We start from the raw sequence: 13,454 nt of genomic DNA on the forward strand, positions 1-13,454 counted from the left end.
GCTACGGGCCATGAGGCGATAAATCTAATTGATTATCAACATGGCACCGATTGGCCTGGACTATCGTTTGCCTGGCCCGGATCTGCGGCCGGACAGGCTTGCCTCAAGCCTGTTCTGCGGCCGCATCGAGGGTACTCACGGCGCGGCCAGTCGTCCACGCAGCTGGTGGTCCACCACGGTGGCCGTGACGACATCGCTGCCCACGTTCACCGTGGTGCGCATCATGTCGAGGATGCGGTCGACGCCGATGATGATGCCGATGCCTTCGGGTGGAATGCCGAAGGTGGCGAGCAGGCCGGCGATCATCGGCAGCGAACCACCCGGAATGCCGGCCACCGCCACCGCACTCAGCACGGACAGCAGCATCAGGATCGCCTGCTGGCTCAGGCTCAGTTCCACCCCGAACGCCTGTGCCACGAACAGCACCACACAACCTTCGAACAGTGCCGTGCCACTCATGTTCATCGTGGCGCCCAACGGCAACACGAAGCCGGCCGTGCTGGGGGCGAGCTTCAGATCATCGCGGGCCACCGCGAGGGACGCGGGCAGGCAGGCGCTGCTGGAACTGGTCGAAAAGGCGGTGATCAGCAGCGGCCGGATCTGCCGGAAGTAAGGCAAGGGTGAGCGTTTGGCCAGAAAGCGCAGCCACAGCGACATGGTGCCGAACAGGTGCAGTGCCAGCGCCACGGTGCAGCCGACCACGAACACCGACAACGCCAGCAGCACGTCCACGCCGACCTTGACGATCACGCTGTAGATCATCGCCGGCACGGCATACGGGGCCAGTTGCAGCGCGAAACCGACGATCTTCGTCATCAGGTCGGTGATCGTGTCCAGCGCCATCTGCACCCGCTTGCGTTCCTTTTCGCGCAGCTGGGTGGCGGCGGCGCCAACCAGGATCGCGAACAGGATCAGTGGCAGCACGTCGCCCAGTGCATTGCGGCTGGGGCCGGCCACCGCGCCGAGCAGGTTGCGCGGCATGAACATCTCGACCAGGGTGCCGAAGCTCATCGCGGGTTGCGCGGCCTTGGTGTCGATCGACTGCTGCGCAGTGTTGCCGTACTCCTGCATCAACTGGCTGCGCGCCTGCTCGCTGAGATGATGGCCTGGCTGCACCGTATTCATCATCACCAGACCGATGGCAACGGCAATCAGCATGTTCGCGGCAAACAACATGAAGGTGCGCCCTGCCAGCGGGCCGAGCCGGTCCAGCCGACCGAGTTGAGCCACGCCGGAGGCCAGCGAGGTGAACACCAGCGGGATCACCACGAAAAACAGCATGCGCAGAAAGATCTGTCCGAACGGGTCGAACGCCGCCGCGGAGATCTTCTGCATCAAGGCCAGTGCGGGCGGGTGCAGTTGGCCGATGCCCAGGGTGATGACGGCTGCGATCACGCCGATCACCAGGCCCCGGAGAATGCGTTTCGCAAGAGGAGTCGATGTGCCCATGCGCTGAATGTACGGGGCCGCGGCAGATTCGTCACGCAAGAAATTGCGATCCATGGCCGGCCTGGCACCCATGCACATTCGGGCAGGCGCCAGGACTGCCGGAAGGTCCAATCCCGGCAAGACCTTCCGGTGGGCTAAAATGTGCGTTTTGACGGAGGCGACATGACTCAGCCCGCATCCCCAGGTACACGTTTCCGTACGGCAGTTGCCGCCGAACAGCCACTGCAGGTGATGGGCGCGATCACTGCCTACGCCGGTCTGATGGCCCGGCGGGTTGGCTACAAGGCGCTGTATCTGTCCGGGGGCGGCGTGGCCGCCAACTCGCTGGGCGTGCCGGACCTGGGCATCAGCACCATGGAAGACGTGCTCACCGACGCGCGTCGCATCGTCGATGCCACCAGCTTGCCCCTGCTGGTCGACATAGATACCGGCTGGGGCGGAGCATTCAACATCGCGCGCACGATCCGTTCGTTCGAGCGCGTCGGCGTGGCCGCGGTGCACATGGAAGACCAGGTCGGCCAGAAGCGCTGCGGGCATCGCCCGGGCAAGGAAGTGGTGTCGAAGGAAGAGATGGTCGATCGGGTCAAGGCGGCGGTCGATGCACGTACCGATCCGGGCTTCGTGATCATGGCGCGCACCGACGCGGCTGCGGTGGAGGGCATCGATTCGGCGATCGAGCGCGCGGTGGCCTATGTCGAGGCCGGCGCTGACATGATCTTCCCCGAGGCAATGAAGACGCTGGCGGATTACCGCAAATTCAAGGGTGCAGTGAAGGTGCCGATCCTGGCCAACCTCACCGAGTTTGGCTCCACCCCGTTCTTCACCACCGACGAATTGCGCGAGGCCGGTGTGGACATCGCGCTGTACTGCTGTGGTGCCTATCGCGCGATGAACAAGGCCGCGCTCAATTTCTACGAGACCGTGCGCCGCGAAGGCACCCAGAAGAACGTCATCGACACCCTGCAGACGCGCGAGGAGTTGTACGACTTCCTCGGCTATCACGCCTACGAGCACAAGCTCGACGCGCTGTTTTCGAAGCAAAGCTGACCGTACACCTAGCGTGCGGAACCCGTAGGCGGGTTCCGCCGAAAAGAACAAACCTGCACCCTGGAGAACCCGATGAGCGAGCAAGCCCTTCCCAAGGCCAAGAAATCCGTCGCCCTGTCCGGCGTGGCCGCGGGCAATACCGCGCTGTGCACGGTCGGCCGCAGCGGCAATGACCTGCATTACCGCGGCTACGATATCCACGACCTGGCCGCCAAGGGCTGCTTCGAGGAAGTTGCCTACCTGCTGGTGCACGGCGTGCTGCCGACCTGGACCGAGTTGCAGAACTACAAGGCCAAGCTGAAGCGGCTGCGCGGCCTGCCGGCACCGGTCAAGGCCTCAATGGAGCTGCTGCCGGCCGCCACCCATCCGATGGACGTGTTGCGTACCGGCTGTTCAATCCTCGGCACGGTGTTGCCGGAGAAGGACGACCACAATGTCACCGGGGCGCGCGACATCGCCGACCGGCTGATGGCGAGCTTTGGCTCGATGCTGTTGTACTGGTACCACTTCAGCCACAACGGCAAGCGCATCGAGACCGAGACCGGGGACGACTCGATCGCCGCGCACTTCCTGCACCTGCTGCATGGCAGGAAGCCGAGCGACCTGCATGCGCAGGCGCTGGACAAGTCGCTGGTGCTCTACGCGGAGCACGAATTCAATGCCTCGACCTTCGCTGCGCGCGTCATCGCGGGCACCGGCTCGGACATCTATTCGGCGATCACCGGCGCGATCGGTGCGCTGCGCGGGCCGAAGCACGGCGGCGCCAACGAGGTGGCGATGGAGATCATCGCGCGCTATCGCAACGCCGACGATGCCGAGGCGGACATCCGTGCCCGTGTCGAGCGCAAGGAGATCATCATCGGTTTCGGCCACCCGGTTTACACCGTGTCCGATCCGCGCAACGAGATCATCAAGGAGGTGTCGCGCAAGCTGTGCACCGACGGCGGCAATCCGACGCTGTTCGACGTCTCCGAGCGGATCGAGAAGGTGATGGCCGAGGTCAAGAAGATGTTCCCCAACCTCGACTGGTTCTCTGCCAGCGCCTATCACATGATGGGCGTGCCCACGGCCATGTTCACGCCGCTGTTCGTGATTGCGCGTACCTCAGGCTGGAGTGCACATGTGATCGAGCAGCGCGAAGACGGCAAGATCATCCGCCCCAGCGCCAACTACACCGGGCCGGAAGACCAGACCTACGTGCCGATCGACAAGCGCTGAGCCGGCAGGTGGCGAATCCGGGAAGCCCCGGATTCGCCACCTGCCGCGTTGCAATCGCCGTTGCACGCTGCGCGTGGCAAGTCGCTTGCCAGGCGCCTACGCCAGGTTCGATTTGATGCGCTCCCTGCGCTTGTGCAGGAACCAGCCGCCCCCGCAGATGCTGATCACGGCCAGCGCATCCAGGCCATATTTTGCCCACGCATGGGCGTCGAACCAGTCGCTCAGCAGACGGTCGTGGGTAATCATGCGGCCTGCGGTGATCGCGATCGCCGCGGCGCCGATGTACATGATGACCGGATAGCGGTCGATCAGCTTCAGGATAAGCGTCGAGCCCCAGACCACCAGCGGCACGCTGATCAGCAGCCCGAGAATGACCAGCAGCAGGTGGCCCTTTGAGGCGCCGGCGATCGCCAGAACGTTGTCCAGTCCCATCAACGCGTCGGCGGCGATGATCGTGCGCAGCGCGCCCCAGAATGTATTGCCGGCCTTGATGTCGGGGCCGTGATCGTCGCCATGGTTCAACAGTTTCCAGGCGATCGGCAGCAGCAGCACACCGCCGGCCAGCATCAGTCCGGGCATTTTCAGCAGGTAGACCACCACCGCCGTCAGTGCGAAACGGATCGCGATGGCACCAAAGGTGCCCCAGAAAATGGCTTTCTTCTGCAGATGTTTCGGCAGTCGGCTGGCTGCCATCGCAATGACGATGGCGTTGTCGCCGGCCAGCACCAGATCGAGCAGGATGATGGCCAGCAGGCCGGAGAGAAAATCGGGAGCGGTGAAATCCATCGGGTTTTCCTTGCGCGTCGGACAATGCAGTGACCACGGACGCGCGCGGCCCGTGATCACCGCAAAAGTCTCGTTCGCAGGAGGACTGCTGGACGACCGGAGCGAAGCCTCGCTCGTGTTGACGATCGTCGCACCGGGCAGGCGAGCCTGCCGCGGGAACTACTCCCTTCTGGGTGAGTGCCGATTGTCGGGGGGATGCCTGATCGCGGTCAAGCAACGCTCAGCTCGCCAGTCGGCTAAAATGGCGGTTTTCCCTGCCGCGAGATCCATCATGAGTGCGCACGATATCCGTTCCGCCGTCCGTCCCGATCCCGACCAGCCGCTGGTCGACATCGCCGATTACGTGGTCGACTACCAGGTCGACTCGAAGGAGGCCTACGATACGGCGCGCTACATGCTGCTGGACTCGCTCGGCACCGCGATGCTGGCGATGAAGTTTCCTGAATGCGTCAAGCATCTGGGGCCGCTGGTGCCCGGTGCGAACCTGCCGGGTGGCGCGCGCGTGCCGGGTACCAGCCATGAGCTGGACCCGGTGCAGGCGGCGTTTGCCATCGGCACGCAGGTGCGCTGGCTCGACTTCAACGACACCTGGCTGGCGGCCGAATGGGGCCACCCGTCGGACAACCTTGGCAGCATCCTCGCCGTGGGTGACTACTTGAGCCGCAAGGCCGAACGCGAAGGCGGCCAGCCACTGACCGTGCGCGACGTGCTCGGCTACGCGATCAAGGCCCATGAGATCCAGGGCTGCTACGCGCTGCTGAACAGTTTCAACCGGGTTGGCCAGGACCACGTGATTCTGGTGCGGCTGGCGTCGACCGCCGTGGCCACCGCCATGCTTGGCGGCGGCAAGGAGCAGATCACCACCGCCGTGTCGCACAGTTGGATCGACAACGGGTCCTTGCGTACCTATCGGCACGCGCCGAACACCGGGCCACGCAAGAGCTGGGCCGCCGGTGACGCCTGCCGTCGCGCGGTGACTCACGCGATCAATGCCGTTTACCGCGGCGTAGTGGGCTATCCGTCGGCGCTGTCGGCGAAGACCTGGGGCTTCTACGACGTGGCCTTTGGTGGCAAGCCGTTCGAGTTCGAGCGTCCACTCGGCAGCTACGTAATGGAAAACGTGCTGTTCAAGATCAGCTATCCGGCCGAATTCCACGCGCAGACCGCAGTGGAATGCGCCATGCAACTGCACGCGCAGGTGGTGGACAGGATCGACCAGATCGAGCGAATCGCCATCGAGACCCAGGAGGCGGGTTGCCGCATCATCGACAAGACCGGGCCGTTGGCGAACTATGCCGATCGCGACCACTGCATCCAGTACATGGTGGCGGTGCCGCTGATCTTCGGCCGGCTGGTGGCCAGCGACTACAACGACGACATCGCGGCTGACCCGCGTATCGACGCGTTGCGGGACACGATGAGCGTGGTCGAGAACCCCCAGTTCACCCGCGACTACTTCGATCCGGCCAAGCGCTACATCGGCAACTCGGTCCAGGTGTTCTTCAAGGACGGCAGCAGCACGGAAAAGGTCTCGATCGACTACCCGATCGGCCATCGCAAGCGGCGCGTCGAGGGTATTCCCGTCCTGTTGCAGAAGTTCGAGGCGGCCATGCAGGGCCATCTGCCGGCGCACAAGGTCAAGGCGATCATGGCCGCAACCAGCGATCCGGCGCAGCTGGATGCCATGCCCCTGCACCACTTCCTGGGCCTCTTCACGTTGTAAAGACGGCGTGAGTGGAAAATTAACAGCGGGTCGGACGCCGCGATGGGTGCCTATTCGTCCCTGTCGCGCTAAATGTTCAACCAGTACCATTGCCGTTCAAATAACGACCTTCCTGAATGAAGCCTCACCGGAAGTTGTTTGAAATAGTGTTAATTCGATCACGGCTTAACACTTTTGCTACAATCTCGCCGCTTGTCGCATAAACGCCAAGCAGGGGCTTCTAAGAGCTCTGAGTGACGTGGTTCAGCTTTGATTCGCAATTTCCGGTCAGGGTTGAACGGACGCGAAATTCTAATAATTGAGGAGACACCTGATGAAACGTACGGGCTTGTATTTTCTGATCGCGCTGGCCCTGGGCGGCGTAGGTGCCGTTCATGCGCAGGACACCGCTGCTCCGGCCGACGCTGCTCCCTCGATGACCGCTCCGTCCTATGACGGTCGCTGGTACATCGCCCCCACCATCGGCGGTTACTACAACGATACCGATCGCAACACGAACAGCCGTCAGATCTACTACGGTCTGGGCGTGGGTCGTTTCATCTCGTCGAATACCTCGCTCGACCTGTTCGTCGATCGCACCAGCCGCGACGCTGATGGTGGCGGCACTTGGTCCAACAACAACGTGGGCGCCGCGGTCCGCTTCTACGCGGGTGACTGGAACGCTTGGCGTCCGTACCTGCTGGCCGGCGTGATGGGCAGCAATCACCACGGCATCCATGGCAATGGCTGGTCCCCGGCGGCCGAGCTGGGCGGTGGCTTGTCCAAGACCATCGACGACAGCTCCGACTTCCGCGTCGAAGCCGGCTACCGTTACGACTGGGACAACAAGAGCCAGCCGACCATGGATGGCTATGGTGACTGGTTCCTCGGCTTCAGCATCGTTTCGCGCTTTGGTGCCCCGGCCGCCGCTCCGGCTGCTGCGGTCGCCACCACTCCGCCGCCGGCTGACTGCTCGACGAAGGACAGCGACAGCGATGGCGTGAACGATTGCGAGGACAAGTGCCCGGCCACCGCCGCCGGCACGATCGTCGGTCCTGACGGTTGCGCTCAGAAGGTCGTGATCGACCTGCGTGGCGTGAACTTCAAGTTCGACCGCCCGAAGAAGGGTGAGACGGACATCTCCAAGTCGCTGGCCGAGCCGAGCGCCGATTCGATCGCCGTGCTGAACCAGGCTGTCGATACCCTGCAGCGCTATCCGCAGGTGAAGGTGACGGTTGCCGGTTACACCGACTCGAAGGGCACCGACGAGTACAACCAGAGCCTGTCCGAGCGTCGTGCGTCGATCGTCTACAACTACCTGACCAGCCATGGCATCGATGCCAGCCGTCTGGAAGGCCCGATCGGTCACGGTGAAGCCAACCCGATCGGCGACAATGCCACCGACGCGGGTCGTGCACAGAACCGTCGTACGGAGCTGCAGGTTCAGCAGTAATCGAACCGCGGTAACGCAGTAATGAAAAACCCGGCTTCGGCCGGGTTTTTTCTTGCCTGTCGGATGCCGATGTACCCTCCCGGGTTGTAGCACGATGGCGCAGGCCTATACGCTAGCGCGATGCTCCGTTCCCTTTCCTCCCGTCGCGCATCTCCCGCTGCGTCCGCACAATCGCCGCGGCATGGCTTGGCCCGTGTACTGTCCAAACTGGGTGCCTGTTCGCGCAGCCAGGCTGAACAGTGGGTCCGCGCCGGCCGGGTCAGCGTGGATGGGCGAGTGGTTCGCGATCCGTATCAGCCGACCTCGATCGACCAGCACGGCCTCGCCATCGATGGCCAACCGGTGAGGCGGAGCGAAAGCGTCTACGTCGCCTTCAACAAGCCGCGCGGCATCGTGGTCAGTGCCGCCGACGAACATGGTCGGGCGACGGTGTACACCGCGCTGGCGGCAGCCGGCCTGCCGTGGCTGGGTCCGGTCGGTCGCCTGGACAAGGCCAGCGAAGGGCTGTTGCTGCTGAGCAACGACACCAGTTGGGCAGCCGGCATCACCGACCCGGCAACGCACCTGGACAAGACCTACCATGTGCAGGTGGCCGGCCAGCCAGATGCGGCGGTGCTTGCGGCGATGCTGACGGGAGTTGAGGATGGCGGTGAGCGGCTGAAGGCGCGCAAGGCCACGCTTCTGCGCGTCGGCGAGAAGAATGCCTGGCTGGAAGTGGTGCTGGACGAAGGGCGCAACCGGCATATCCGCCGGTTGCTGGCTGCCTTGGGTTTCGATGTATTGAGGCTGATCCGGGTAGCGATCGGTCCACTCGTGCTGGGTGAGCTGGCGAAAGGTCAATGGCGCCGGCTCGACCAGACCGAAGTGCGGTCCCTCACCACGCGGTCGTGACGGCTCGCTGGCCGGCGATGCTCCCGGCCGCTATCTGGCACAAGATCAATCAGCCCGCAATCACGCCCAGCTTCCTGCCCACCTTGGTGAACGCGGCAATCGCCCGGTCAAGATGCTCGCGAGTATGCGCGGCGCTCATCTGCGTGCGGATGCGCGCCTGTCCCTGCGGCACCACCGGAAAAAAGAAGCCGGTGACATAGATGCCTTCGTCCAGCAGGGCGGTGGCCATCGCCTGCGCCTTCGGCGCGTCATAGATCATCACCGGCACGATCGGATGCACGCCCGGCTTGATGTCGAAGCCGGCGGCGGTCATCTGTTCGCGGAAGTAGCGGGTGTTCTGCTTGAGCTGCTCGCGCAGGTCACCGGCACTGGCCAGCATGTCGAACACCTTGATTGCGGCGGCGACCACGTGTGGCGGCAAGGAGTTGGAGAACAGGTAAGGGCGGGAACGCTGGCGCAGCAGCTCGATCACTTCCTTGCGGCCGGTGGTAAAGCCGCCCAGGGCGCCGCCCAGTGCCTTGCCCAGGGTGCCGGTGAAGATGTCGATCTTGTCCATCACGCCGTTGACCTCGGCCGCGCCGCGGCCGGTATCGCCGAGGAAGCCGGTGCAATGGCATTCGTCGATATGCACCATCGCGTTGTACTTCGCTGCCAATGCGGTGATTTCATCGAGCTTGGCGATGAAGCCGTCCATCGAGAACGCGCCATCGCTGGTGATCAGCTTGGTGCGCGCGCCGGCGGCGTCGGCGGCCTGCAGCTGTGTCTCCAGGTCGGCCATGTCACTGTTGGCGTAACGAAAACGCTTGGCCTTGCACAGGCGGATTCCGTCGATGATCGAAGCATGGTTCAGTGCGTCGGAAATCACGGCGTCTTCTTCACCCAGCAGCGGCTCGAACAGCCCGCCGTTGGCATCGAAGCAGGCGGCGTAGAGGATGGTGTCCTCGGTGCCGAAGAACGCGGCGATCTTCGCTTCCAGCTGCTTGTGCAGGTCCTGCGTGCCGCAGATGAAACGCACGCTGGCCATGCCGAAGCCGTGCGTGTCCAACGCATCCTTGGCGGCCTGGATCACCTCGGGATGGTCGGCCAGCCCCAGGTAATTGTTGGCGCAGAAATTCAATACCTTGCGGCCGCCCTCCAGCTCGATCTCGGCGGATTGCGGCGAGGTGATGATGCGCTCGGCCTTGAACAGGCCCTGCTCGCGGATGGATGCCAGCTCGGTGGCGTAGCGGTCTTTGGCGGTATAGGTCATGTCAATTCCAGGAGCAGACGACTTTGCCGCAGGTGCCGGCATCCATCAGGTCGAAACCCTTCTGGAAATCGTCTATGTGGATCTGGTGGGTCAGCACCTTCTGCAGCGGGAAGCCGGTCAGCACCATCTGGGTCATCTTGTACCAGGTCTCGTACATCTTGCGGCCGTAGATGCCCTGCAAGGTGAGACCCTTGAAGATCACCTTGTCCCAGTCGATGCCGGCGCCGCGCGGCATGATGCCGAGCATGGCGACCTTGCCGCCGTGGTACATGCAATCGAGCATGTCGCCGAACGCACGCGGGTTGCCGCTCATCTCCAGTCCCACGTCGAAGCCCTCCATGTGCAGGTCCTTCATCACATCCTTGAGCGACTGGTTGGTGACGTTGACCACGCGGGTCGCGCCCATGTCGGCGGCCAGCTTCAGGCGATAGTCGTTGACGTCGGTAACCACCACGTTGCGCGCGCCGATGTGTTTGCAGATGCCGGCAGCAATGATGCCGATCGGACCGGCGCCGGTGATCAGCACGTCCTCGCCGATCACGTTGAATTCCAGCGCGCAGTGCGCGGCGTTGCCGTAGGGGTCGAAGAACGCGGCCAGTTCGGACGGGATCTGGTCGGGGATTGGCCACAGGTTCGAGGCTGGCATGCTCATGTATTCGGCGAACGCGCCATTGCGGTTCACGCCGATGCCGATGGTGTTCGGGCACAAATGCTGGCGACCGCCGCGGCAGTTGCGGCAATGGCCGCAGACGATGTGGCCTTCGGCCGAGACGCGATCACCGATCTTGTAGCCGGTCACGCCCGGGCCGATCTCGACAATGCGACCAACGAATTCGTGGCCGATGGTGAGGCCCGGCTTGATCGTGCGCTGACTCCACTCGTCCCACTTGTAGATGTGCAGGTCGGTACCGCAGATCGCGGTCTTCTCGATCTTGATCAGCACCTCGTTCGGGCCGACCTGCGGCATCGGCACCTCTTCCATCCAGATGCCCTGTTCGGGCTTGCGCTTGACCAGGGCTTTCATCGTCTGCGACATGGGGAATCCATCGGTGGGCCCGCAGCGCGGGCGGGGTAAATCCCGATTATAGAGTGCCGCAGCGGTTCTGCAGCCGTGATTCTCGCGGTGCGCCACGCTCGGCTCGGCCGGCGTGACCTGTCTGCCCATGACTTGCGGCATATGCCGAATATGTCCGGCTCAGGCATAAATCGTAAGTTATTGCGATTTCACCAGGAGATCCCCTTGCGCCGTCCATTGCTTGCTGCCGCCATATCCGTCGGCCTCATCTCGTCTGCCCATGCCGTCGAAGGCATGTGGCAGCCTGCCCAGTTGCCTGGCATCGCCGCTACCTTGCAGCAGCACGGCCTGAAGCTGGATCCGAAGACGCTGACCGATCTCACCGCCTATCCGATGGGCGCGATCGTCAGCCTGGGCGGCTGCACCGCGTCGTTCGTCTCACCCGAAGGCCTGGTGGTGAGCAATCATCACTGCGTCTACGGCGCGCTGCAGCTGAACTCCACGCCGGAAAACAACCTCATCAAGAAGGGCTTCCTGGCCAGGACCCACGCGGATGAACTTTCTGCAGGTCCGTCCGCGCGCGTCTTCGTTACCGAGGAAATCCGTGACGTTACTCCGCAGATCAACGCCGGGATCAACGACGCGATGAGCGGCGCCGAGCGCTACAAGGCGATCGAGCTGGCGATCAAGGAACAGGTCAAGGCGTGCGAGAGCGAAGGCTACCGTTGCGACGTCTACACCTTCCATGGCGGCTACAGCTACCAGCTGATCAAGCAGCTGGAAATCAAGGACGTGCGCCTGGTCTATGCGCCGCCCGATTCCATCGGCAAGTTCGGCGGCGACGTCGACAACTGGATGTGGCCCCGCCACACCGGCGACTTCGGCTACCTGCGTGCTTACGTCTCGAAGGACGGCACATCGGCGGCGTACTCGAAGGAAAACGTGCCTTACCGGCCCAGGCACGTGCTCAAGGTGAATCCGCTGGGGGTGGAGCAGGGCGACTATGTGATGGTCGTCGGCTATCCCGGCCGTACCAACCGCTATCGTCTTGCCGAGGAAGTGCAGAGCTCCATCGACTGGACTTATCCGACCCAGATCAAGATCTACGAAGCCACGTTGAACATCATCAACACCGCCGGCAAGTCCGACCCCGAGGTCGCGGTGAAATACGCCAGCATGGTCGCCGGCCTCAACAACTATCTGAAGAACTTCGGCGGCCAGCTTGAGGGCCTGCATCGTGCCGACGCGGTCGAGGTGAAGCGTGCGCAGGAAGCCAAGCTGGAAGCCTGGCTGAAGCAGCAGGGCGGTGTGGAAAATGCCGCGCTGGCGGCGGACATCGGCAAGCTGCGTCAGCAGATCGCCGCCAACCAGGCCACTCGCGATCGTGATCTGGCGATCGGGCTGGTGACCCGCGCGTCGATGCTCGGCACCGCGGTGCGCCTGACCCATCTGGCGAAGGAGCGGCCGAAGGCCGATCTCGAGCGCGATGCCGGTTACCAGAAGCGCGACTGGGTGCGCATCGAGGGCGGCCTGAAGCAACTGGATCGTCGCTTCGATCCGAAGGTCGACCAGCAGCTCATGGTCTACGGCCTGCAGCGCTACGTGACCTTGCCGCCGGCGCAGCGCCTGCCTGCGCTTGACGCATGGCTGGATGGCGCCAGAACCGAGGCGCAGCTGACCGCCAAGGTCGCCACGCTGTATGCGGGCAGCCAGCTGGCCAATGTCGACGAACGCATGAAGTGGTTCGCTGCCGACAGCAAGGCGATCAACGCCAGCAACGACAGCATGATCAAGCTGGCCCGCGCGCTGCAACCCGAGCTGAAGGCGATTGAAGACACCGCCGATGCCCGCGACGGCGAGATGAGCAAGCTGCGCCCGCGCTATATGCAGGCGATGATCGCCTGGAAGGATTCGCAGAAGCTGCCGGTCTATCCGGATGCAAACGGCTCGCTGCGGGTCACCTTCGGCAATGTGCAGGGCGTGGCACCGCGCGATGGTGTGAGCTACGCGCCGTTCACTACCGCGCAGGGCATCGTCCAGAAGAACACCGGGGCGGAACCGTTCAATGCACCGAAGGCCGAGATTGCCGCGATCAAGGCCAAGGCATTCGACAGCTATGCTTCGCCGAAGCTGGGCACGCTGCCGGTCAATTTCCTGGCTGACCTGGACATCACCGGCGGCAACTCCGGCTCACCGGCGATGGACGCCAACGGCCAGCTGGTCGGCCTCGCGTTCGACGGCAACTGGGAATCAGTCAGTGGCGACTGGTTGTTCAACCCCGCGTTGAATCGGTCGATCCAGGTCGACGTGCGCTACATGCTGTGGGTGATGCATCACCTCGACCACGCCGACAACCTGCTCAAGGAAATGGGCGTGCCAGCGAAGTAGACGGCGCGCTGGCCTAACCGGGGCCCGCGTCACCGACGCGAGCCCTTCCGTTTCTGTCGTTCAGAACATCCACTCGCGCAGCTAGCGATAGATCAGCGCGAAGACCACGCTGATCACGATGCAGACGACATACCAGAACTCTGCATGGTCCTTGTGCCAGATCGGCGAATGCATGGCCTGTCTCCCCTCGTGGTGCATCCGGTCATGCAGCACGCATGCCAGACCGCTGGAGCGCGGGTGGGCTGCGGAATATGGG

10 protein-coding genes are annotated in these 13,454 nt (G+C 63.5%); 6 read left to right on the forward strand and 4 right to left on the reverse strand.

What is annotated here, in order from left to right; translation table 11 throughout:
* Positions 1–135 precede the first annotated feature (135 nt).
* Positions 136–1,449: a dicarboxylate/amino acid:cation symporter gene (locus ACQGNJ_RS14140; protein ID WP_426689883.1), complete on the reverse strand. Its 1,314-nt coding sequence runs from the start codon at positions 1,447–1,449 to the stop codon at positions 136–138.
* A 162-nt stretch (positions 1,450–1,611) separates the two neighbouring features.
* On the opposite strand from ACQGNJ_RS14140, the gene prpB reads away from it, so the two are divergent.
* Together prpB and prpC are read left to right on the forward strand one after the other, a co-directional pair.
* Entirely contained in the window at positions 1,612–2,496 is an 885-nt protein-coding gene (gene prpB / locus ACQGNJ_RS14145; RefSeq protein WP_426689884.1) for a methylisocitrate lyase, read from the forward strand.
* 72 nt (positions 2,497–2,568) lie between these two features.
* Positions 2,569–3,714 carry a bifunctional 2-methylcitrate synthase/citrate synthase gene (gene prpC / locus ACQGNJ_RS14150; RefSeq protein ID WP_426689885.1) on the forward strand — a complete coding sequence of 382 codons (1,146 nt, stop codon included), beginning with the start codon at positions 2,569–2,571 and terminating at the stop codon, positions 3,712–3,714.
* Between the two features lie 96 nt (positions 3,715–3,810).
* Here the strand turns inward: prpC and ACQGNJ_RS14155 are convergent, their stop codons facing one another.
* Positions 3,811–4,500: a TerC family protein gene (locus ACQGNJ_RS14155; protein ID WP_426689886.1), complete on the reverse strand. Its 690-nt coding sequence runs from the start codon at positions 4,498–4,500 to the stop codon at positions 3,811–3,813.
* Positions 4,501–4,771: 271 nt separating this feature from the next.
* Between ACQGNJ_RS14155 and ACQGNJ_RS14160 the strand changes: the two genes are divergently transcribed.
* From ACQGNJ_RS14160 to ACQGNJ_RS14170, 3 genes are all read left to right on the forward strand, one after another.
* The gene (locus tag ACQGNJ_RS14160) at positions 4,772–6,223 is read left to right on the forward strand and encodes a bifunctional 2-methylcitrate dehydratase/aconitate hydratase (protein ID WP_426689887.1); all 1,452 of its coding nucleotides are present in this window, start codon (positions 4,772–4,774) and stop codon (positions 6,221–6,223) included.
* Positions 6,224–6,536: 313 nt separating this feature from the next.
* Positions 6,537–7,655, forward strand: coding sequence for an OmpA family protein (locus ACQGNJ_RS14165; RefSeq protein WP_426689888.1), 1,119 nt, complete (start codon positions 6,537–6,539; stop codon positions 7,653–7,655).
* 186 nt (positions 7,656–7,841) lie between these two features.
* The gene (locus tag ACQGNJ_RS14170; RefSeq protein WP_426689889.1) at positions 7,842–8,546 is read left to right on the forward strand and encodes a pseudouridine synthase; all 705 of its coding nucleotides are present in this window, start codon (positions 7,842–7,844) and stop codon (positions 8,544–8,546) included.
* A gap of 49 nt (positions 8,547–8,595) precedes the next feature.
* On the opposite strand, the gene kbl is transcribed toward ACQGNJ_RS14170, so the two are convergent.
* Both kbl and tdh read right to left on the reverse strand, forming a co-directional pair.
* Positions 8,596–9,795, reverse strand: a complete 1,200-nt coding sequence (gene kbl, locus ACQGNJ_RS14175) for a glycine C-acetyltransferase (protein ID WP_426689890.1) — start codon at positions 9,793–9,795, stop codon at positions 8,596–8,598.
* Position 9,796: 1 nt separating this feature from the next.
* On the reverse strand, positions 9,797–10,831 hold the full coding sequence (gene tdh / locus ACQGNJ_RS14180; RefSeq protein ID WP_426689891.1) for an L-threonine 3-dehydrogenase: 1,035 nt from the start codon (positions 10,829–10,831) through the stop codon (positions 9,797–9,799).
* 204 nt (positions 10,832–11,035) lie between these two features.
* Here tdh and ACQGNJ_RS14185 point away from each other — a divergent pair, with 204 nt between their 5' ends.
* Positions 11,036–13,198: a S46 family peptidase gene (locus ACQGNJ_RS14185; protein ID WP_426689892.1), complete on the forward strand. Its 2,163-nt coding sequence runs from the start codon at positions 11,036–11,038 to the stop codon at positions 13,196–13,198.
* Positions 13,199–13,454 lie beyond the last annotated feature (256 nt).

Origin of the sequence: Rhodanobacter ginsengiterrae (genome assembly GCF_050026815.1) — a bacterium.
GTDB lineage: Bacteria > Pseudomonadota > Gammaproteobacteria > Xanthomonadales > Rhodanobacteraceae > Rhodanobacter > Rhodanobacter ginsengiterrae.

Bases quoted from the DNA above. Each gene is read 5' to 3' on its own strand.
- ACQGNJ_RS14140 (WP_426689883.1), bottom strand. From the start codon at position 1,449: ATGGGCACATCGACTCCTCTTGCGAAACGCATTCTCCGGGGCCTGGTG.
- prpB (WP_426689884.1), top strand. From the start codon at position 1,612: ATGACTCAGCCCGCATCCCCAGGTACACGTTTCCGTACGGCAGTTGCC.
- prpC (WP_426689885.1), top strand. From the start codon at position 2,569: ATGAGCGAGCAAGCCCTTCCCAAGGCCAAGAAATCCGTCGCCCTGTCC.
- ACQGNJ_RS14155 (WP_426689886.1), bottom strand. From the start codon at position 4,500: ATGGATTTCACCGCTCCCGATTTTCTCTCCGGCCTGCTGGCCATCATC.
- ACQGNJ_RS14160 (WP_426689887.1), top strand. From the start codon at position 4,772: ATGAGTGCGCACGATATCCGTTCCGCCGTCCGTCCCGATCCCGACCAG.
- ACQGNJ_RS14165 (WP_426689888.1), top strand. From the start codon at position 6,537: ATGAAACGTACGGGCTTGTATTTTCTGATCGCGCTGGCCCTGGGCGGC.
- kbl (WP_426689890.1), bottom strand. From the start codon at position 9,795: ATGACCTATACCGCCAAAGACCGCTACGCCACCGAGCTGGCATCCATC.
- tdh (WP_426689891.1), bottom strand. From the start codon at position 10,831: ATGTCGCAGACGATGAAAGCCCTGGTCAAGCGCAAGCCCGAACAGGGC.